Consider the following 18,488-nt stretch of genomic DNA (forward strand, 5'->3'; position numbering starts at 1 on the left):
TCAACTCGTCGCGCCGTTGATGTCGATCTTGTCGATGGCGCCGGACTCGACGCCCCACTTGCTCAGGATCGAGCCGTAGGTGCCGTCGTCCATGAGGGACTGCAGGGCGGCCTGGAGGGCCTTGCCGAGGTCGCCGCGGTCCTTGGCGATCGGCATGCCGTAGAGGAACGTCGAGTAGACGTCACCGGAGAGCTCGAGCTTCCCGTCGCTCTGCTGGACGGCGTACTGCACGACCGGTGAGTCGGCGGTCATCGCGTCGGCGCGGCCGAGCGTGACTGCTGCCGTCGCCTCGTCCTGCGTGTCGTAGCCGAGGGCCTCGATCGCGGGCTTGCCGGCGTCGGTGCAGGCCTGCGACTTGGCGGGGACGTCGTCGAGGGCCTCCGTCGTGCCGTTCTGGACGGCGACCTTCAGCCCGCAGGCGTCGTCGGGGTCGACGGACTTGCCCGCGAGGGTGGCCCACTGGATCCCGGCCGTGAAGTAGTCGACCATGTCGACCTGCTGCTGACGTTCCTTGGTGTCGAAGAAGGACGACAGCCCGACGTCGTACTTGCCACCGGTGATGCTCGGGATGATGTTGTCGAACTTCGCCACCTGGTAGTCGGTGGTGAGGCCGAGCTTGCCGGCCATCGCGTCGGCGAGCTCGATCTCCCACCCGATCGGGTCGCCGTTCGCGTCCTTGAACTCGTTGGGCGCGTAGGTCGCGTCGGTGCCGAGGATGAGCTTGCCGGCCTGACGGATGTCGTCGGGGAGCAGGGCCTCGGCGGCCTTGTCGACCGTCACCGCGGCCGTGGAGCCGGTGGCGTCGGGCGTGGCGACCTCGTTGTTGACGCAGCCGGTGAGCAGTAGCGCGGCGGCGGCCGTGAGTGCGGCCGGGAGCAGGTATCGGTTCTTCATGTCAGGTTCCTTGCTCGGTTGATGTGGTGGTGGAGGTGAAGACGCGGCGTCCGGCGATCCAGGTCCCGAGGGTCCTGGTGTGCGCTATCTCGGTGGTGGGGCCGGCGAACGGGTCACGATCGACGAGGACGAGGTCTGCGACGGCGCCGACCTCGATCACTCCGGTGTCGTCGCGGTGGTCGATCCGGTTGGACCCGTGGGTGTACGCGCCGATCGCCGCTCCGAGCGTCAGCGACTGGCCGGGGTTCAGTGGTTCGGGGTGGTGGTCGGGATCGTCGGCCGGCAGCGTCCGGTTGACGGCCACATGCAGGGCCTGCCACGGGTCGGGGGTCGTGACGGGCCAGTCCGATCCGGCGCAGAGCAGGGTGCCGAGTCGTGCCGCATCGCCGAACGGATACTGCCAGGAGGCGCGTTCGTCGCCGAGCAGGGGCAGGTTCAGCTCGAGCATCTGAGGCTCCCACGTGGCCCAGAGCGCCTGCATGTTCATCGTGACGCCGAGTCGGGCGAACCGCGGCAGGTCGTCGGGATGGACGATCTGCACGTGCGCGATGTGATGCCGGTTGTCGCTCTCGCCGTTGCGCTCCCGCGCGGCCTCGAGGGCGTCGAGGCACTCGCGGACCGCCCGGTCGCCGATCGCGTGGAAGTGGACCTGGAACCCCGCGGCGTCGAGTCTCGTGACCGCCTCGATGAGGATGGCGGGCTCCAGGAAGGAGATGCCGTGCTCGGGCGCGGTGTCACCGCAGTGGCAGGTGCGGAGGTAGGGGTCGATCATCGCCGCGGTGCGGTTCTCGGGGATGCCATCCTGCATGATCTTGACGGTGCCCGCGGTGAAGCGCCCGGTCGTCGTCCCGAGGGCTGCGGCGCGGCGTGCGATCGCGGCGCGGCGTGCAACGAGGTCGTCGATCTGCTCGAGCCCACGATCCCGGTCCCACCAGAGCGCCCCCACGACGTCGCTGGTGAGCGACCCGTCCGCCATGGCCTGCAGGTAGGCGTCGCTCGTGTCGGTGTGGCTGCCATAGTCGCCGACGATCGCGTCCTGCCAGCCGGTGACGCCGAAGCTGTGGAGGGTCTGCTGGGCTGCGACGAGGGCGGCCGCGACGTCCTCGTCGGTGTCGACCGGGACGAACCGGGACACGAGCGAGCGGGCACCCTCGTGGAGCATGCCGTTCGGGGTGCCGTCCGCGTCCCGCTCGATCCGGCCGTCGGCGGGGTCCGGTGTGGTGTGGTCGATGCCGGCGAGGCGGAGTGCCGCGGTGTTCACCCAGGCGCCGTGGTGGTCGCGGTTCTGGAGGAAGACGGGGCGGTCGGGCACCACTCGGTCGAGGTCAGCGGCGAGCGGGGTGCCGCCGGGGAAGGCGGCCTGTTGCCAGCCGCCGCCGACGATCCACGGGCGCTCGGGGTGGGCCTCGGCGTAGGCCGCGATCGTGGCGAGGTACTCCTCGGGGGTGCGCTCGGCCGACAGGTCGCACGCGAGCTGTTCGAGTCCGGCCTCGACGGGGTGGACGTGCGCGTCGACGAAGCCGGGGAGCAGGAGACCGCCTCGGAGGTCCACGATCTCGGTGTCGGGACCGATCGCCGCGCGCGCGTCGGCGTCGAGGGCGACGATCCGGCCGTCGGAGACGGCGACGGCACCGGTCTGCGGCGTGAGCAGGGCGTTCCGGAAGACGGTGCCTCCGGTGAAGACCGTGTCCGCGTTGCTCGTCATATCACCTGCTCGAAGCGTCGGTGGTGCCGTCTGGCCGGCGCGTCATCCTCGGCGCGCTAGCGGTATCGAGAGCATAACCCGGATCGAGGTGACGGATTCGTGCGTCGGATCGCGTTTCTGCAACGGATTCCTCCAGCCGTGGCGTCAGTGCACGCGAACGGGCCCGGAGCATGTGCTCCGGGCCCGGCTGATTGCAGGAGGTGTGGACGCGGCTCAGGCGACGAGCGTGCGCAGTCCTTCGATCAGGGGCGTGGTCGGACGCCCGATCAGCCGACCGAGGTCGCCGCTCGTGTCGGCGAGGAGCCCGTCACGGGTGTTGCCATCGAGGGCGACGACGAATCCCGCGGTGCCCTCATCGAGACCGGCAGCCAGCAGGGCCGTCAGGTGGTCCTCGGGGGAGAGGTCCTGGTACGCGACCTCGCGGCCGATGACCTCGCCGATCGCCTGCGCCAGCTCGTTGTGCGACCACGCGACGTCGCCGGCGAGCTCGTAGGCCTTGCCCTCGTGGCCGTCGGTCGTGAGGACGACGGCGGCCGCCTCCGCGTAGTCGGTACGCGACGCGCTCGACACGAGACCGTCGCCGACGCTCCCGACGAACGATCCGGTCGCCTTGGCCTGGTCGACGGACTGGCCGTAGTTCTCGGTGTACCAGCCGTTGCGGAGGATGGTGAAGGGGAGGCCGGACGCGTGGATGAGCTCCTCGGTCGCCTTGTGCTCGGGGGCGAGGATCAGCGGGGAGGTGTCGGCCCGGAGCGCGCTCGTGTAGACGAGGCGGGCGACGCCGGCGCGCTTGGCGGCGTCGATGACCGCGGCGTGCTGGGCGACGCGCTGGCCGACCTCGCTGCTGGAGACGAGCAGGACCGTGTCGCCGGCCTCGAGGGCGGCGTCGAGGGTGGCCGGGTCGGCGAAGTCGACCTTCGCGGTGCGGACGCCCTGCGCAGCGAGATCGGCGAGCGCCTCGGTCCGGCGGCCGGTGGCGACGATGGTGGCGGGGTCGGTGCCGCGGGCGAGCAGGTGCTCGACGACGAGGTGGCCGAGCTGGCCGGTGGCTCCGGTGACGACGAGAGACATGTGAGGGTCCTTTCGATGGGGTTCGCTGAGGAGGAACCCGCTTCCGATCACATTACTTCCCGATCTGCAGTACCCACTTTGAGGTAAGCTACTGTCCAATAAGTAAGGAATGAGTCATGACAAGCGTAGACACGCAGCTGGGAAGACGCCCCGGATTCACCGACGGCATCCTGCCTGCCGCCTGCCCCTCGCGCACGGTGCTCGACCACGTGACCAGCAAGTGGGGCGTCCTCGTCCTCCTGGCGCTGTCCGACGGCACCCATCGCTGGGGTGAGCTGCGACGGGTGGTCCAGGGCATCAGCGAGAAGATGCTGGCCCAGACGCTCCGCACGCTCGAGGAGGACGGCCTCGTCGTCCGCGTCGCGCACCCCGAGATCCCGCCTCGCGTCGAGTACAGCCTGAGCGACCGGGGTCGCGACCTCAACGAGCACCTGATGCCCTTGATGGCGTGGATCGACCACAACGCGTCGGAGATCCTCGGACGCTAGGCGGTCCGGCCGAGTGCCGCAAGGACGTCCACGAGCGTCGATGGGTCGCCGACGTTCCCCGGGACGACCACGTAGAGCTTCTCCTCGTCCTCGGGTGTCACCACGCTCCACACCGAGACCCCGGGCAGTACCTGCCCGAGGACGCGCGCCCGCCTGGCGCCGAGGCCGACCCGGGCGACCTCGGCGGAGGTGATGCCGCCCTTCGACACGACGACCTCCACCGATCGTCGGAGCGCGGCGGTCGCCGACGTCAGCGCGATCATCACCCGCTCGCCGTGGTCGAGCGTATTGTGCGAGGCGTCCCGTTCCCGCTCGGACGAGATCGCGGCGAACCCCGTCGCGGCGAGTCTCGCTCGAGCGGCCTCCGCCACGGCCCGTCCGGTGGCGACGGCATCCTGGAGGGCGTCGCTCGTGGGGACGATCTCGGCGGGGCCGAACGCCGCCTCGACGGGCGCAAGCTGTCGCGTCGCACCGATGGTGTGGGAGCCGCAGACGAGGAGCGCGGCGACCGGCTCCGCGACGAGCGGCGAGGGGAGGAGCCCGTCGCTCTCGACGCCCGCGATGGCCGCAGCGAGGGGGGACGCGGACCGGACGACCACGTCGGCTCCGTCGGCCCAGGCCGCCGTGATGGCCTGCGCGATGATCCGGACGTCGTCTCCCGTCTCCACGTCCGGAAGGAGCACCGTTCCGGGAACGGCTTCGCGGAGAGCTGCACGGAACTCGGCGGCGCCGTCGCGGAGACCCGCCAGACCGAAGTGGGCGGCCTCCCGCCCGGACTGTTCGCGCACGTAGTCCGGCAGGTGTCCCGAGCGGAACGGGAAGACGGGGTCCTGGGCGTACTCCGTCTCGTGGGCCGGCAGTGTCTCGTCACCGATCCGGACGTAGTGGGTGCCGTCGATCGTCGTGCGCCCGCCCTCCGGGAAGGCCGGAACGAACACGATGATGCTGCGGTCCCCGGTGAAGACGGCGGTCTCGGGGAACACGTGCCCGCGCAGGGTCGAGTCACCTCGGAGGACGATGTGGATGCGTTCTCCGAGACGACGGCCGGCCTCCGCCGCCTGCTCGCGGGTGCGTTCCAGGAGCGCGACGGCCTCGTCCTCCGGGACGGCGCGGGTGTTGGTGAGCAGGTAGACCGCGTCGGCTCCGCCGAGGGCCTGCTCGATGAGGTCGGCGTCCCACTCCAGCAGGACGTCGACGCCGGAGGCCGACTGCGTGCCCGTGGGGTCGTCGTCGAGGATGAGGGTCTTCATGCGTGGGGCTCCTGGTAGGTCTCGATCACTCGGGAGTCGTCGCGTGCGCCGAGGCCGGACGCCGCAGCGGCGAGGAAGCGTTCGCGCGCTGCGTCGAGGACGGGGGTCGCGGCTCCGGCGGCGCTCGCCGCATCGGCGACGAGGCCGGTGTCCTTGACGAAGATGTCGACGCGGCTCATCACCGGGGCATCGGTGTCCTGCAGCATGCGGGGTCCACGGTCCGACAGCATCCAGGACGCGGCTGCACCGGACTCGACGAGGGGGAGGACGGCCGCCGGGTCGAGGCCGAGCGAGGACGCGAGGGCGAGGGCTTCGGCGGCAGCGGCGATGTGCACCGCGCAGAGGTGCTGGTTGACGACCTTGATCGCCTGGCCGTCGCCGATGGCTTCGCCGACGAGCCTGGCTGTGCCGAGGGCGGCGAGCGGCTCCGCTGCGGCCGCGGTGGCGGCGGGGGATCCGGATACGAACATGGTGAGCTCGCCGGTGCTGGCGCGTGCCACGCCGCCGGTGACCGGTGCGTCGACGACCGCTGCGCCCGCGGCTTCGAGACGGGCGGCCTGCTCGACGACGGAGGCGGGGCCGACGGTGCTCATGATGATCCAGGTCTGGCCGGAGGGATCGGTGGCGGCGAGGGCGAGGGTGACGAGTTCGGCGAGCTGGTCGGGCGTCGCGACCATGACCACGACGGTGTCGGCCTGTGGCGCCTCGGTGATCGACTCGACCGCGCTGATGCCGGCGGCGTCCGCGCGTTCCCGTGCGGCGGGGAAGGGGTCGACGCCCGTGACCCGGTGGCCGGCCGCGGCGAGCTGGGTGGCCATCGGCAGGCCGATCGCGCCGATACCGACGAAGGTGATGGTGCGTGCGGGCAGTGGCGTCGATGCCATGGCGTCCTCCGGTGGATTGGTTGGACCAATCGTAGCCGCCGGTGTCGACACGGGCAAGCGCCCGGTGGTGGGCGCCCGGCTGCCCGTCGACACGGGGTACGCGGCTCCTTCCGGCCATTGAGCTTGTCGAAATGCCCCCGAGGACCCGTCGACAGGCGCACTGCGGCGCAGCTCAGCGATCGAGGGTGATTCGTAGAACCCTAGCCCGATGGCCGAGGTGGCGCGGCTCGGCTGCCCTTCGACGGGCTCAGGGACCGGGCCATCCGGGTGAACCTCTCCCGCTCATCGAGGCGGCGCGACCCGAGTGCCCTTCGACAGGCTCAGGGACCGAAAGCGTGCGAGCACAGGCCAGCCCGGTCACTGAGCCTGTCGAAGTGCCCACGAGGAACCCTTCGACTGGCTCGTGTACCGAAGCGTTCCGGGTTCACCTCTGCCGGTCACTGAGCTTGTCGAAGTGCCCACGAGGACTCCTCGTCGTTCCGGGTACACCTCTTCCGGTCACTGAGCTTGTCGAAGTGCCCACGAGGAACCCTTCGACGGGCTCAGGGACCGACGGAGGTCAGAACGGGGCGGGGTCCGGTTCCGTTCGATGGTGTTTCCCGTCGGGTGTCGTCCAATCGAGGACCCCGCCGGGCCCGTGGTCGAGGTTCCAGCCGGGGAGGTGTTTCAGGCGGTGGTGATGTCGGCAGAGACAGGCAAGATTGCCGACATCTGTCGTCCCGCCGTCGTCCCATGCCACGGAATGGTCGAGGTCGCAGGCTCTGGCTCGTCGCCTGCAGCCCGGTGCCCGACAGGTGCCGTCCCGGCGGCGCACCGCGCGCTGGAGGTTAGCCGGAACCCGGTACTGATTGCGGCCGACGGAGAGGATCGCACCCGTTTCCGGTTGGACGAGGATCCGGGTGAAGCTTGGTGCGTTCACCGCGATACGTGCAGCGGTTTCCGGATCGATCGGACCGTACCCGTCGAGCGTGGCCGGCGCGTCGCTGGCACCTGCCATGCTGAGCGCCGGGACGGTGATCTGCACGGTGGGCTTGATGTGCTCCTGCACCTCGATCGGGTGCGGCAGGACCGGGCTCGTCATCACATCTTCCTGGGTCACCCCGGTGAGCGCGAGCGCCGCGAGGGCGTCCGCCTGCAGCTGGGCGCAGGTGCGGGTGTCACCGGCCTTGCGTGACTCCGCCGCCGCTGCTTCGACCCGCTCGATGATGCCCTGCGCGATCGGCGCCGTGGTGAAGAGGTGCACCCACGCCATGCCGTCGGCTGCGGGTTCGAACTCGACCCGGCGGTCAGCTTCGGAGCGGACCGCTCGGGCGGTGATCGATTCGGGGTGGAGGCGCTCGCGCAGGACGCGGGCTCGCCTGCGGAGGTTCGCGTTGGTGGACTCTTCCGCGACCGGCAGGACCTCAGCGAGGAACGCCGTGCGCCCTGCGGTCGGCACATCACTGAGTTGGTCGATGATCGTCTGCGCGTGCCGCGCCGAGATGCGGCCGGCTTCGAGGGAGGCCAGCACGGCCGGTGCGTCGTTGACGAGCCGTTCCGCGTCGTTCGTCGCCCGCTGGACGGTCCGCTCGGGCGTGCGGGTCGCCATCGCGAGGGCTGCGCAGGTCGACCGGCGCGAGAGCGCCTGCCGTTCCGCGGGCGGGAAGATCGCCGGGACCGTGACGTCTGCGAAGGCGTCCGCGTATGCGGCGGAGCGGGCCAGGAGCCGGGCCTCTCGTGCATCGAGCGCTGCTCGCAGCCGTTGGATCTCCGCGTATTCGTCCGAGAACTCCACCAGCCGCGCGGCGTACTCGTCGCTCGCGCGGATCGCGGCGGAGGTGGTCTCGGTCATGGAACAAGTCCACCACGGACCACTGACATTCCAGATGCTGAGTCGAAGCGGTTGTGGAAGTTGCTCGTGTGCCCTTCGACAGGCTCAGGGGCCGGAGGGGGCATACCGGATTCGCGGGGTTCATCCGTGTGCCCTTCGACAGGCTCAGGACCGGAGGGGGTATGCCGGATTCGCGGGGTTCATCCGTGTGCCCTTCGACAGGCTCAGGGAGCGGAGGAGGTATGCCGGATTCGCGGGGTTCATCCGTGTGCCCTTCGACAGGCTCAGGGAGCGGAGGGGGCGTACCGGATTCGCAAGGTTCTCCGCGTGCCCTTCGACAAGCTCAGGGACCGGAGGAGGCATACCGGATTCGCAGGGTTCCTCCGTGGGCCCTTCGACAGGCTCAGGGACCGGAGGAGGCATACCGGATTCGCAGGGTTCCTCCGTGTGCCCTTCGACAAGCTCAGGGACCGGAGGGGGTGCTTCAGGGACCGGAGGGGGTTGCTCGGGTACCGGAGGGGGTGCTCTGGGACCGGAGGGTTTTCGCATGCACCTCTTCCGGTCACTGAGCTTGTCGAAGTGCTGACGTGGGCACTTCGACAGACTCGGAGGCCGGAGGGGTGTGGCCGGACTCGCGGGGTTCCATCGTTGGCCCTTCGACAAGCTCAGGGAGCGGGGAAGGGTTGCTCGTCGACGGGGTTGGTGAGTGGGAGGGTGCGCCGGTTTGGATGTGTTCCGCGGGCCCTTCGACAGGGGCAGGGACCGGTTGAGGTTGCCCGGACGGCGTCGGGGTCGCGACGCGTCAGCTCGCGCCGTCGTCGGCTTCGAGCTGCAACCAGTCCTCGAAGTGCTGGCGCATCGCGCGTCGGGCGGCCTCGGCGTCTCGAGCTGCCAGGGCGTCGACGACGGCGTAGTGCACGCTGTCGGTCCGCCGGACGCCTCGCTCGTCCGGCTGCTCCACCTCGATCGCGCGGAATCGACGCTGCCGGATCGTCTCGCGCAGCACGTGACTGAAGCCCTCGTGCATGAGTCGGAAGATCGGGTCGTCGACGATGGCGTTCAGTCGGCTGTGGAAGTCGACGTCGGCCTCGAGCGCCGCATCGTGATCCCCGGCGAGCGTCGCGGCGATCATGCGATCGACGTCGTCGCGCAGCACCGCGACCGCTTCGTCGGTGACGAGACCGGCCGCCGCCTCGGCGACGGTCTCCTCCAGCATCATGCGCGACCGGGCGAACTGGCCGTCGGACAGGTAGCCCAGCTGACGGGAGATGGTGAACCAACTGCGGACGAAGTCGTCGCCAGGAGCGTCGATGGAGGTGCCCCGACCCTGAGTGCGGTGGAGGAAGCCGAGCCGTTCGAGGACCGCGAGCTGTTCGCGAAGGGCACCGCGGCTCATCTGCAGTGCCTCGCCGAGTTCGCGTTCCGGCGGCAGGCGCCGCGCGGTGGTGCCGGGCTCCGGCGTGGCCAGTTCGACGAGCCTCGCCACGAGCGCTTCGAGCGGCTCCGCCATGCTGCCCCCTCGATTGGTCCGACCAGTGTCGATGGTAGCCGGTGGTGCGGGCCGCCCTTCGACAAGCTCAGGGACCAGATTGGGGCTCAGGGACCGGATTGGGGCTTAGGGACCGGATTGGGGCTTAGGGACCTGATGGGGGCTCGGGGACCGGATTGGCGCTCTGGGACCGGGTTGAGGCTCAGAGACCGGATTGGGGCTCAGTGACCGGATTGGGGCTCAGTGACCGGGGTGGGGCTCAGGGATCGGATTGAGGCTCAGGGACCGGGCGGCGCTCAGGGACCTGGGCGGCGCTGCGGGATCCCTCCACCGACGCAACACGCCCGCCCCGACGGATCGGGACGGGCGTGGAAACGACGTGTGTTGGCTAGACCGCCTGGAGGGCCTGCACGGCGCTCGTGAAGAAGGCGAGACCGTCGACACCGGAGCGCATGGCGAGCGGGGTGTCGGGACCGAAGCCCGGCTCGATCGCGTGCTCGGGGTGCGGCATGAGCCCGACGACGTTGCCAGCGGGGTTCGTGAGGCCGGCGATGTCGTCGAGCGAACCGTTCGGGTTCACGCCCGCGTAGCGGAAGGCGACCAGGCCCTCGCCCTCGACGCGTGCCAGAGTCTCGGCGTCGGCGATGTAGCCGCCGTCGGCGTTCTTGAGCGGGATGGTGATCTCCTGCCCCTTCGAGAACTGGTGGGTCCAGGCGGTGTCGGCGTTCTCGACCGTGAGCAGCTGGTCGCGACGGATGAACTGCTGGTGGGCGTTCCGGATGAGGCCGCCGGGCAGCAGGTGCGCCTCGACGAGCATCTGGAAGCCGTTGCAGATCCCGAGGATCGGCATGCCCTTGCCGGCGGCGTCCTTCAGCTCGGTCATGATCGGCGAGACCGCGGCGATCGCGCCGGCGCGGAGGTAGTCGCCATAGCTGAAGCCACCCGGCAGGATGACGGCGTCGACACCCTGGAGGTCGTGGTCGCCGTGCCAGAGCGCGACGGCCTCGGCACCCGCCATGCGGACCGCGCGCTGGGCGTCGCGGTCGTCGAGCGAACCGGGGAAGGTGATGACACCGATACGGGTCGTCATGCCTCGGAGCCCTCGGGGTAGTGGATGGCCACGACGTCCTCGATCACGGCGTTCGAGAGGATGTCGTCGGCGATCTGCTGCACCGTGGCGCGCGTGGCGTCGGTGATGGGGCCGTCGACCGTGAGCTCGAAGCGCTTGCCGATGCGGACATCGGTGAACTCGCTCTTGCCGAGACGCGCGAGGGCGCCGGCGACGGCCTTGCCCTGGGGGTCCAGCAGTTCGGCTTTCGGCATGACTTCTACGACGATGGTCGGCACGGAGGTCTCTTTCGTTGCGACGCGGCGGGGATGCGAACAGTCTAGCGCCGAGCGCACGACGCCCGTCCGACGGCGGTGCGTCGGACGGGCGTCGAGGTCATCGGGTCATTCGGGGAGGGCTGCGTCCGCTTCGTTCGCGTCGCCGGCGATGCCGCGGGCGAGCGTCTTGTTGCGGAAGAAGTCCGGTCGGAGCTTCGCCTGGATGAGCATGATGACGATGCCCGCCACGATGATGATCATGCCGAGGATGAACACGAGCCCGACACCGCCGATGTTCGAGCCGCTGCCGTAGTCGGGGTCCGCGCTCTCGATGATCGTGGTGAAGAAGAGCACGCCCAGGATGAGACCGCCGACGAGCGGGGAGAAGAACTGGAAGAAGAAGTTCCGTGCGCTCGAGAACCACTGCTTCCGGAAGTACCAGACGCACGCGAACGCCGTCAGGCCGTAGTAGAAGCAGATCATCATGCCGAGGGTCGTGATCGTGTCCCAGAGCACGTCCTCGGAGATGAAGCGCATGACCGCGTAGAACACCGACGCGACGACACTCGAGACGATCGTCGCGTAGCCGGGCGTGAAGAACTTCGGGTGCACCTTCGAGAACTTCGGCGACAGCGCGCCGTAGTGCCCCATCGCGAGCAGGGTCCGCGCCGGGGAGACGAAGGTCGACTGCAGCGAGGCGGCCGAGGACGACAGCACCGCGATCGACACGAGGATCGCGAGCGGACCGAGGATGGGCCCCGCGAGCGAGAAGAACACGTTGCCCTGGATGTCCTCGTTGCCGAGCCCGAACTCGCCGTCGCCGACGCCCGCGTAGTTGATGAGCGCGACCGACAGGAACAGGTAGAGGACGACGATGATGACGACCGTGGCCGTGGCGGCCTTGCCCGGCGTCGAGCTCGACCCCTTCGTCTCCTCGCTCATCGTCAGCGTGACGTCCCAACCCCAGAAGATGAAGATGGAGAGCGAGAGGCCGGCGGCGAAGGCGCTGAACGACCCGACGGCGAACGGGTTGAACCAGTCGAGCGAGATCGGGAGGGCGTCGAACGCGTCACCGCCCGCGACGTGCGCGAAGGCGACGATGCCGAACAGCACCATCACGAGCAACTGGAAGCCCACGAGCACGTACTGCAGCTTCTGCGTCGTCTGCATGTCGCGGTAGGAGATGAGCGTCGCCCCGAGCATGAACGCCAGACAGGTGATGACGTTGATGAACGGGTTCGACGTGAGGCCGGCGATGTCGGGGTTCTGGAAGATCTGCGACAGCATCAGGTAGAAGAAGTCGACCGCGATGCCCGCGAGGTTCGAGAGCACGACGATGGTCGCGGCGATGAGACCCCAACCGGCCATCCAACCGACCCACGGGCCGAACGCGCGCGTCGCCCAGGTGAACGAGGTGCCGGAGTCCGGCATGCGGCTGTTGAGCTCCCGGTAGCCGAAGGCGACGAGCAGCATCGGGATGAAACCGACGAGGAAGATGGCCGGCACGTGGGTGCCGACCTCCGCGACGGTCGGACCGAGGGCACCGGTCAGGGTGTACGCCGGGGCGATGCACGAGATGCCGATGACGATCGCGCCGACGAGGCCGACGGTGCCCGCGCCGAGGCCCTTCTTGGAGAGGGCGCCCGTCGCGGTCGTCTCGGGGTGGGCGACGTCGCGCGGGGGAGTGGTTTCGGGAGGAGTCATGTCGGGTCTCCGAGGGTAAGCACGGAGTCGCGGGGCACGACCACCATGGGTACGGGGAGCTCCCGCAGCATCTTCGCTGCCGTGGAGCCGAGGAAGAGGTGCTTGGGGGTGGCGAGTCGGCTGGAACCGACGAGCACGATCTCCGCGGGCTTCCACTCGAGGTGCGAGACGGCGTCCTCGATGCGGGTGCCCGAGGCGATCTCGGTGGTCACGTCGATGTCCTTCGGCAGGTGCTCGGTCGCGTAGGCGAGCACTTCCGCCGCGTGCGACTCGGCCCGGGCGGTCGCCTCGGGGTGCTCGGCGCCCTCGGGCTGGTCGAGCGCGACGAGCGAGACCAAGCGGAGCGGGATGACCGCGTTCTTGGCGACGACGATGGCCGCGTCGAGCAGCTGGTGCGCGCCGGCACGGGTGCCGATCGCGCAGGTGATCCGGCTGACCGTGCCGCCGGTGGGCTGCGCGTCGAGGAGGTCGCGGCTGCCGACCGGAGCGAGGGCGACCGGGACGACCGCTGAGTGCAGGAGCGTGTTCGCGACGCTGCCGAGCGTGAACCGGCCGAGCAGTCCGCCGCGCGCCGCACCGATGATGATGAGCCCGCCCTCGAGGATGCGGGAAGCCTCCAGGAGGCCCTCCGCGAACGACTCGTCGTACACGAGGTGCGTCTTGGCCGTGATGTCGGCGGGGACCGCGTCGAGCGCCTCGGCGAGCCAGCGGTCGGCCGTCTCACGGAGGAACCGTTCGTACCCGGGATCGGCCGGGGTGATCGTCGGGCGTTCCTCGTTCGCGAGTACGAGGACGATGTCGAGCCGGGCGCCGGTGGTCCGAGCGATCCGGATGCCGAGCGCGAGCGCGTCGCGTCCCGCCGGCGTATCGGTGTAGCCAACGATGTATCTCATCTGGTGTTCGCTTTCGATCGGGTGCGCCCTTCGACAAGCTCAGGGACCGGGACCAGGATGCACGGCGGTGTGCGGGTGTTTCGTTGGTGCAGGGTATCGACGGGGGTGGCCCTTCGACAAGCTCAGGGACCGGAAGTGGTGCTCAGGGACCGGAGGCGGTGGGCGGGGAGCGGAGCGCCCTTCGACACGCGGTTCCTGAGCTTGTCGAAGGGCAGGGGCCGAGGCCCTTCGACAGGCTCAGGAACCGGGAGACGCTTACGCCTGGTGGCGGGCGATGATCGCCTCCGCGGTGTCGGCTCCCTTGCGGATCGCGCCGTCAACGTGCTGGTAGCCCTCGGCGGCGAGGTCGCTCGTCGACCAGAAGATCGGACCGACCGGCGTCGACTGCATGGCGCCGTAGCGTGAGAGCCCACCGAGGTCGAAGCTCGCTGCGTACGCGCCGCGCGTCCACTCCTCGCTGCCCCAGTCGCTCTCGTAGTAGACGACGGGGGAGAGCGCCTGCTCGCCGTAGTAGTGGGACAGGGAGGTGAGGATCCGCTCGCGACGCTCCTCGGCGCTCAGCTTGAAGACCTCGTCGGCGCGCTCGTCCGAGACGAACCCGACGAGCGTGCCGCGCGGGTCCTCGTGGTTCGTGTTGTCGTAGGCCTCGTGGACGAGCTCGTACGGGCTGAACGCGGTGGCCGAGAGGCCGTCCTCGCGCCAGAACGGCGTCTCGTACACGGCGTGGACCTTGATGACGAGCCCGAGCGACATGTGCTGGTGCATCTGGTGGCTGAGGCGCGGCAGCGGCGGCTGGAAGTCGATGCGGGAGTAGAGGTTCGGCGGGACGGCGACGATCGCGTACCGCGCGTTGACCGTGACGCTGTCCGCCTCGGCCGAGACGCCGGCGTCGGACCACTCGAGGCGACGCACGGGCGAGGACAGGTGGACGTCGTCGCCGAGGGCCTCGGCGAGCTTGATCGGAACCTGCTGCAGGCCGCCGACGACGCGCTTGTCGAGGATGAAGTCGGCCTCGACGAGGTGGGTGAAGCTGCCGGCGGACGCCGCCATGAGGAGCGCCTGCAGGAGCGAGAAGGAGTGGGAGGGCTTCGTGAGCATCGCGGCGGCGATGAAGAGGGCGATGTTGTCGCGCGCCTCGACGTCGTCCGTCTGCTCGGCGAGCCAGGCGCTCCACGAGATGCGGTCGTACTCCTTCGCCCGGGCGTGCGCCCACGGCTCGGTGACGCCGACCTCCTCCACGAGCTCGTCGAGCAGGGTGATGAGTCGCTCCATCTCGGCTGCGGTCGACTCGGCGACGGGGAAGATGTCGCCAGTGAAGCGGGTGCGCACGCCCTCGGCATTGACGTAGACGCTGTCGCCCTCGCGGTAGCGGGAGTAGGTGTCGAGCCCGAGCTCCTCGAGCGTGGCGAGCAGGGCGGTCTGGTCGGGGGAGACCCACTGGCCGCCCAGCTCGAGCATGGCTCCGTCGATGTGGTTCGTCCAGAGGCGACCACCGACGCGGTCGCGCGCCTCGAGGACGGCGACGGACAGGCCCGCCGCGCGGAGCTTGGTGGCGGCCGTGAGCCCGGAGGCCCCGGCGCCGATGATGACGACGTCGCGTTCGATAGCGCTCATGAGGTGTCTTCCTGTTCGTGGCCCTTCGACAAGCTCAGGGACCGGGGTGGTGCTCGGGTGACCGGGGTGGTGCTCGGGGCCGGGTGGTGCTCTCGATACCGGGTGGTGCTCGGGACTGGGGTGATGCGCTGGTGTCGGCTGGTGCTCGGGACCGGCGCCGATAGTCGAGTATGGCGGATCCGGCGGTCGGATGGAACCGAGGATGGCGAGGTCGCCGGTCGTATCGGCGATCGGCGACGGTTTCCGTTGTGCCGACCGAGGCGGGTCAGCCGATGGGCGTCATGGTGTACTTCGTGTACAGGTACTCGTGGATGCCCTCGAGTCCGCCTTCGCGTCCGATGCCCGACTGCTTGACACCACCGAACGGTGCTGCGGCGTTCGAGATGACGCCGACGTTGAGGCCCATCATGCCGGTCTGCAGACGGCCGATCATGCGCTGTCCGCGGGCGAGGTCGGTGGTGAACACGTAGGAGACGAGCCCGTACTCGGTGTCGTTCGCGAGCCGCACGGCCTCGTCCTCGTCGTCGAACGGCACGATCGCGAGGACCGGGCCGAAGATCTCCTCGCGGAGGATGTCGGACCCCGGCACGACGCCGGTGACAACCGTCGGCTGGAAGAAGGTGCCCGGTCCGTCGACGGCCTCGCCGCCGGTGAGGACCTCGGCGCCGCGCTCGACGGCGTCGCCCACGAGGGTCTTCGCCTTCGTGACCGCGCGGTCGTCGATCAGTGGACCGATCGTCACGCCGTCCTCGGTGCCGCGACCGATGCGGAACGCGTTCACCTTGTCGGTGACGCGCTTCGCGAACTCGTCCGCGACGTCGCGGTGGACGATGAAGCGGTTCGCAGCGGTGCACGCCTGTCCGATGTTGCGGAACTTGGCGGCCATCGCGCCCTCCACGGCCTTATCGAGGTCGGCGTCCTCGAACACCACGAACGGGGCGTTGCCGCCGAGCTCCATCGAGGTGCGGAGGACGTTCTTCGCGGACTGCTCGATGAGCTTCTGACCGACGGCCGTCGAACCCGTGAAGCTCAGTTTGCGGAGCCGCGGGTCGGCGATGATCGGGCCGGAGACCGCGGAGGAGCTGGAGGTGGTGATGACGTTCACGACGCCGGCGGGAAGCCCGGCGTCCTCGAGCAGCTTCACGAAGTACAGGGTCGTGAGCGGCGTGAGCTCGGCGGGCTTGACGACGACCGTGCAGCCGGCGGCGAGCGCCGGGGCGATCTTGCGGGTCGCCATCGCGAGGGGGAAGTTCCACGGGGTGATGAGGAAGCACGGACCGACGGGGTGCTGCGAGACGGTCATCATGCCGGTGCCCTCGGGGTTCGACCCGTAGCGTCCGGAGATGCGGACGGCCTCCTCGGAGAACCAGCGGAGGAACTCACCACCGTAGGTGACCTCGCCGTTCGCCTCGGCGAGCGGCTTGCCCATCTCGAGCGTCATGAGGAGGGCGAACTCCTCGCGACGCTCCTGGAGGAGGTCGAAAGCCTTCCGGAGGATGTTGGAGCGGGTGCGGGGAGCGGTCGCCGCCCACTCGTCCTGGGCTGCGACCGCGGCGTCGAGGGCCGCCGTGCCGTCGGCGACCGAGGCGTCCGCGATCGTCTTGATGACGTCGCCGGTGGACGGGTCGCTCACGTCGAGCGTCGCGCCCTCCGCCGCGTCGCGCCAGACGCCTCCGATGAACAGGCCGTTCGGGACCTTGGCGAGCAGATCGGTTTCACGTGCGTCGGTCATGGGTGGAGCTCCTTGGTGGTGTCGGTGCCGTCGGTCACAGTGTTTCAGCGTGCATGCCCCTCGACAAGCTCGGGGACGATCACATCGGTCCCTGAGCTTGTCGAAGGGCGGGGGCCGCCTCGGTCCCTGAGCTTGTCGAAGGGCGGCCCTTCGACAAGCTCAGGAAGCGGCGGGCGGGGCGTCAGTTCGCGGCGAGCGCCTCGAGGACGACGTCGAGTCCTTCGTCGAGCAGCTCGAGGGGGATGGTCAGCGGCGGGAGGAAGCGGACCACGTTGCCGTAGGTGCCGCAGGTGAGGACGATCACCCCGGCCTGGTGGGCGGCCTTCGCGACGCGTGCCGTGAGGGCGGCGTCGGGCTCGCCGGTCGCTGGGTCGACGAACTCGACCGCCATCATGGCGCCGCGCCCGCGGATGTCGCCGATGCGGGGGTCGGAGGCCTGCGCCGCGGTGAATCGGTCGACGATGCGGCTTTCGATCGCCCGGGCCGAGGCTGCGAGGTCCTCCTCCTCGTACGCTTCGATCGCTGCAAGGGCGGCGACACAGGCGAGTGGGTTGCCGCCGTAGGTGCCGCCGAGGCCGCCGGCGTGCGGGGCGTCCATGATCTCCGCGCGTCCGGTGACGGCGGAGAGTGGCAGGCCGCCCGCGATGCCCTTGGCGGTGATGATGAGGTCGGGCACGATGTCGAAGTGCTCGGACGCGAACATCGCACCCGTGCGGGCGAAGCCGGTCTGCACCTCGTCGGCGATGAAGACGACGTCGTTCGCGCGGGCCCAGTCGAGCAGGGCCGGCAGGAAGCCGTCCGCCGGGACGATGAAGCCGCCCTCGCCCTGGATGGGTTCGATGATGATCGCCGCGAGGTTGTCGGCGCCGATCTGCTTCTCGATCTGGGTGATCGCGCGCTGTGCCGCTTCGAGGCCGGTCAGTCCGCCGTCGCGGAAGGGGTAGGACAACGGAGCGCGGTACACCTCGGAGGCGAAGGGGCCGAAACCGCTCTTGTAGGGCATGGACTTCGCCGTCAGGGCCATCGTCAGGTTCGTGCGGCCGTGGTACGCGTGGTCGAAGGCGACGACCGCCTGCTTCTTCGTGTGGCTGCGGGCGATCTTCACCGCGTTCTCGACCGCTTCGGCGCCCGAGTTGAACAGCGCCGTGCGCTTGGTGTGGTCGCCGGGGGTGAGGCGGTTGAGCGCCTCGGCGACCTCGACGTAGGAGTCGTAGGGGGTGATGGTGAAGCAGGTGTGGGTGAACTCCTGCAGCTGTCGGGTGACGGCCTCCACGACGCGCGGGTTGCTGTTGCCCACGCCGGTCACGGCGATGCCGGACCCGAGGTCGATCAGGGAGTTGCCGTCGACGTCGACGAGGACCCCACCGCCCGCGCCGGCCGCGAACACCGGCATCGTGGTGCCGACGCCGGACGCGACCGCGGCGTGCTTCCGGGCCATGAGTTCCTCGGAGATCGGTCCGGGGATGGCGGTGACGAGGCGACGTTCCTGGGGGAGCGAGGGTCCGCCGAGGATGGAGGGCGCGGGGGCTGCGGTGCTGCTCGTCATCGGTACTCCTTCGGCTGCCGCGTCCGGCGGGGGCGCCGAGGTCGTCCGCGAGCAGTGCACCCAGGCTAGGCAGCGGCTCGCG

15 protein-coding genes are annotated in these 18,488 nt (G+C 69.7%); 1 reads left to right on the forward strand and 14 read right to left on the reverse strand.

The window, feature by feature from the left end:
* The 3 genes from IFR14_RS05260 to IFR14_RS05270 all read right to left on the reverse strand — a co-directional run bounded on the left by IFR14_RS05260 (position 1) and on the right by IFR14_RS05270 (position 3,670).
* Positions 1 to 894, reverse strand: coding sequence for an ABC transporter substrate-binding protein (locus tag IFR14_RS05260; protein ID WP_191940473.1), 894 nt, complete (start codon positions 892 to 894; stop codon positions 1 to 3).
* 1 nt (position 895) lies between these two features.
* The gene (locus IFR14_RS05265) at positions 896 to 2,599 is read right to left on the reverse strand and encodes an amidohydrolase (protein WP_191940474.1); all 1,704 of its coding nucleotides are present in this window, start codon (positions 2,597 to 2,599) and stop codon (positions 896 to 898) included.
* Positions 2,600 to 2,812: 213 nt separating this feature from the next.
* The gene (locus tag IFR14_RS05270; protein ID WP_191940475.1) at positions 2,813 to 3,670 is read right to left on the reverse strand and encodes an SDR family oxidoreductase; all 858 of its coding nucleotides are present in this window, start codon (positions 3,668 to 3,670) and stop codon (positions 2,813 to 2,815) included.
* A gap of 116 nt (positions 3,671 to 3,786) precedes the next feature.
* Here IFR14_RS05270 and IFR14_RS05275 point away from each other — a divergent pair, with 116 nt between their 5' ends.
* On the forward strand, positions 3,787 to 4,158 hold the full coding sequence (locus IFR14_RS05275; protein WP_064294176.1) for a winged helix-turn-helix transcriptional regulator: 372 nt from the start codon (positions 3,787 to 3,789) through the stop codon (positions 4,156 to 4,158).
* Here IFR14_RS05275 and IFR14_RS05280 read toward each other — a convergent pair.
* The 11 genes from IFR14_RS05280 to gabT all read right to left on the reverse strand — a co-directional run bounded on the left by IFR14_RS05280 (position 4,155) and on the right by gabT (position 18,406).
* The gene (locus IFR14_RS05280) at positions 4,155 to 5,408 is read right to left on the reverse strand and encodes a four-carbon acid sugar kinase family protein (RefSeq protein ID WP_191940476.1); all 1,254 of its coding nucleotides are present in this window, start codon (positions 5,406 to 5,408) and stop codon (positions 4,155 to 4,157) included. The genes IFR14_RS05275 and IFR14_RS05280 overlap by 4 nt on opposite strands.
* Entirely contained in the window at positions 5,405 to 6,292 is an 888-nt protein-coding gene (locus tag IFR14_RS05285) for an NAD(P)-dependent oxidoreductase (protein ID WP_191940477.1), read from the reverse strand. Before IFR14_RS05285 ends, IFR14_RS05280 begins: the two co-directional genes overlap by 4 nt.
* A gap of 559 nt (positions 6,293 to 6,851) precedes the next feature.
* A complete protein-coding gene (locus IFR14_RS05290) occupies positions 6,852 to 8,123 on the reverse strand; it encodes an HNH endonuclease signature motif containing protein (RefSeq protein ID WP_191940478.1) in 1,272 nt (423 codons plus the stop codon).
* 781 nt (positions 8,124 to 8,904) lie between these two features.
* A complete protein-coding gene (locus IFR14_RS05295; protein ID WP_191940479.1) occupies positions 8,905 to 9,612 on the reverse strand; it encodes a FadR/GntR family transcriptional regulator in 708 nt (235 codons plus the stop codon).
* Positions 9,613 to 9,979: 367 nt separating this feature from the next.
* A complete protein-coding gene (purQ, locus tag IFR14_RS05300; protein ID WP_137242334.1) occupies positions 9,980 to 10,681 on the reverse strand; it encodes a phosphoribosylformylglycinamidine synthase subunit PurQ in 702 nt (233 codons plus the stop codon).
* On the reverse strand, positions 10,678 to 10,938 hold the full coding sequence (gene purS / locus IFR14_RS05305; protein WP_064294182.1) for a phosphoribosylformylglycinamidine synthase subunit PurS: 261 nt from the start codon (positions 10,936 to 10,938) through the stop codon (positions 10,678 to 10,680). Before purS ends, purQ begins: the two co-directional genes overlap by 4 nt.
* Positions 10,939 to 11,043: 105 nt before the next feature.
* Positions 11,044 to 12,621 (reverse strand): APC family permease, encoded by a 1,578-nt coding sequence (locus IFR14_RS05310; protein ID WP_079705048.1) that lies wholly within the window; start codon positions 12,619 to 12,621, stop codon positions 11,044 to 11,046.
* Positions 12,618 to 13,514, reverse strand: coding sequence for a universal stress protein (locus tag IFR14_RS05315; RefSeq protein ID WP_079705049.1), 897 nt, complete (start codon positions 13,512 to 13,514; stop codon positions 12,618 to 12,620). Before IFR14_RS05315 ends, IFR14_RS05310 begins: the two co-directional genes overlap by 4 nt.
* Positions 13,515 to 13,769: 255 nt before the next feature.
* Positions 13,770 to 15,128 carry a flavin monoamine oxidase family protein gene (locus IFR14_RS05320; protein ID WP_137242332.1) on the reverse strand — a complete coding sequence of 453 codons (1,359 nt, stop codon included), beginning with the start codon at positions 15,126 to 15,128 and terminating at the stop codon, positions 13,770 to 13,772.
* Between the two features lie 265 nt (positions 15,129 to 15,393).
* Positions 15,394 to 16,860 (reverse strand): NAD-dependent succinate-semialdehyde dehydrogenase, encoded by a 1,467-nt coding sequence (locus tag IFR14_RS05325; RefSeq protein WP_191940480.1) that lies wholly within the window; start codon positions 16,858 to 16,860, stop codon positions 15,394 to 15,396.
* Positions 16,861 to 17,041: 181 nt separating this feature from the next.
* Positions 17,042 to 18,406, reverse strand: a complete 1,365-nt coding sequence (gene gabT, locus IFR14_RS05330; protein WP_191940481.1) for a 4-aminobutyrate--2-oxoglutarate transaminase — start codon at positions 18,404 to 18,406, stop codon at positions 17,042 to 17,044.
* Positions 18,407 to 18,488: the final 82 nt, after the last annotated feature.

Source organism: Plantibacter sp. CFBP 8775, assembly GCF_014839505.1.
Lineage (GTDB): Bacteria > Actinomycetota > Actinomycetes > Actinomycetales > Microbacteriaceae > Plantibacter > Plantibacter auratus.

What these genes read in the sequence shown, in the direction of transcription:
- IFR14_RS05260 (WP_191940473.1), bottom strand. Translation starts at nt 894, where the DNA reads ATGAAGAACCGATACCTGCTCCCGGCCGCACTCACGGCCGCCGCCGCG.
- IFR14_RS05265 (WP_191940474.1), bottom strand. Translation starts at nt 2,599, where the DNA reads ATGACGAGCAACGCGGACACGGTCTTCACCGGAGGCACCGTCTTCCGG.
- IFR14_RS05270 (WP_191940475.1), bottom strand. Translation starts at nt 3,670, where the DNA reads ATGTCTCTCGTCGTCACCGGAGCCACCGGCCAGCTCGGCCACCTCGTC.
- IFR14_RS05275 (WP_064294176.1), top strand. Translation starts at nt 3,787, where the DNA reads ATGACAAGCGTAGACACGCAGCTGGGAAGACGCCCCGGATTCACCGAC.
- IFR14_RS05280 (WP_191940476.1), bottom strand. Translation starts at nt 5,408, where the DNA reads ATGAAGACCCTCATCCTCGACGACGACCCCACGGGCACGCAGTCGGCC.
- IFR14_RS05285 (WP_191940477.1), bottom strand. Translation starts at nt 6,292, where the DNA reads ATGGCATCGACGCCACTGCCCGCACGCACCATCACCTTCGTCGGTATC.
- IFR14_RS05290 (WP_191940478.1), bottom strand. Translation starts at nt 8,123, where the DNA reads ATGACCGAGACCACCTCCGCCGCGATCCGCGCGAGCGACGAGTACGCC.
- IFR14_RS05295 (WP_191940479.1), bottom strand. Translation starts at nt 9,612, where the DNA reads ATGGCGGAGCCGCTCGAAGCGCTCGTGGCGAGGCTCGTCGAACTGGCC.
- purQ (WP_137242334.1), bottom strand. Translation starts at nt 10,681, where the DNA reads ATGACGACCCGTATCGGTGTCATCACCTTCCCCGGTTCGCTCGACGAC.
- IFR14_RS05310 (WP_079705048.1), bottom strand. Translation starts at nt 12,621, where the DNA reads ATGACTCCTCCCGAAACCACTCCCCCGCGCGACGTCGCCCACCCCGAG.
- IFR14_RS05315 (WP_079705049.1), bottom strand. Translation starts at nt 13,514, where the DNA reads ATGAGATACATCGTTGGCTACACCGATACGCCGGCGGGACGCGACGCG.
- IFR14_RS05320 (WP_137242332.1), bottom strand. Translation starts at nt 15,128, where the DNA reads ATGAGCGCTATCGAACGCGACGTCGTCATCATCGGCGCCGGGGCCTCC.
- IFR14_RS05325 (WP_191940480.1), bottom strand. Translation starts at nt 16,860, where the DNA reads ATGACCGACGCACGTGAAACCGATCTGCTCGCCAAGGTCCCGAACGGC.
- gabT (WP_191940481.1), bottom strand. Translation starts at nt 18,406, where the DNA reads ATGACGAGCAGCACCGCAGCCCCCGCGCCCTCCATCCTCGGCGGACCC.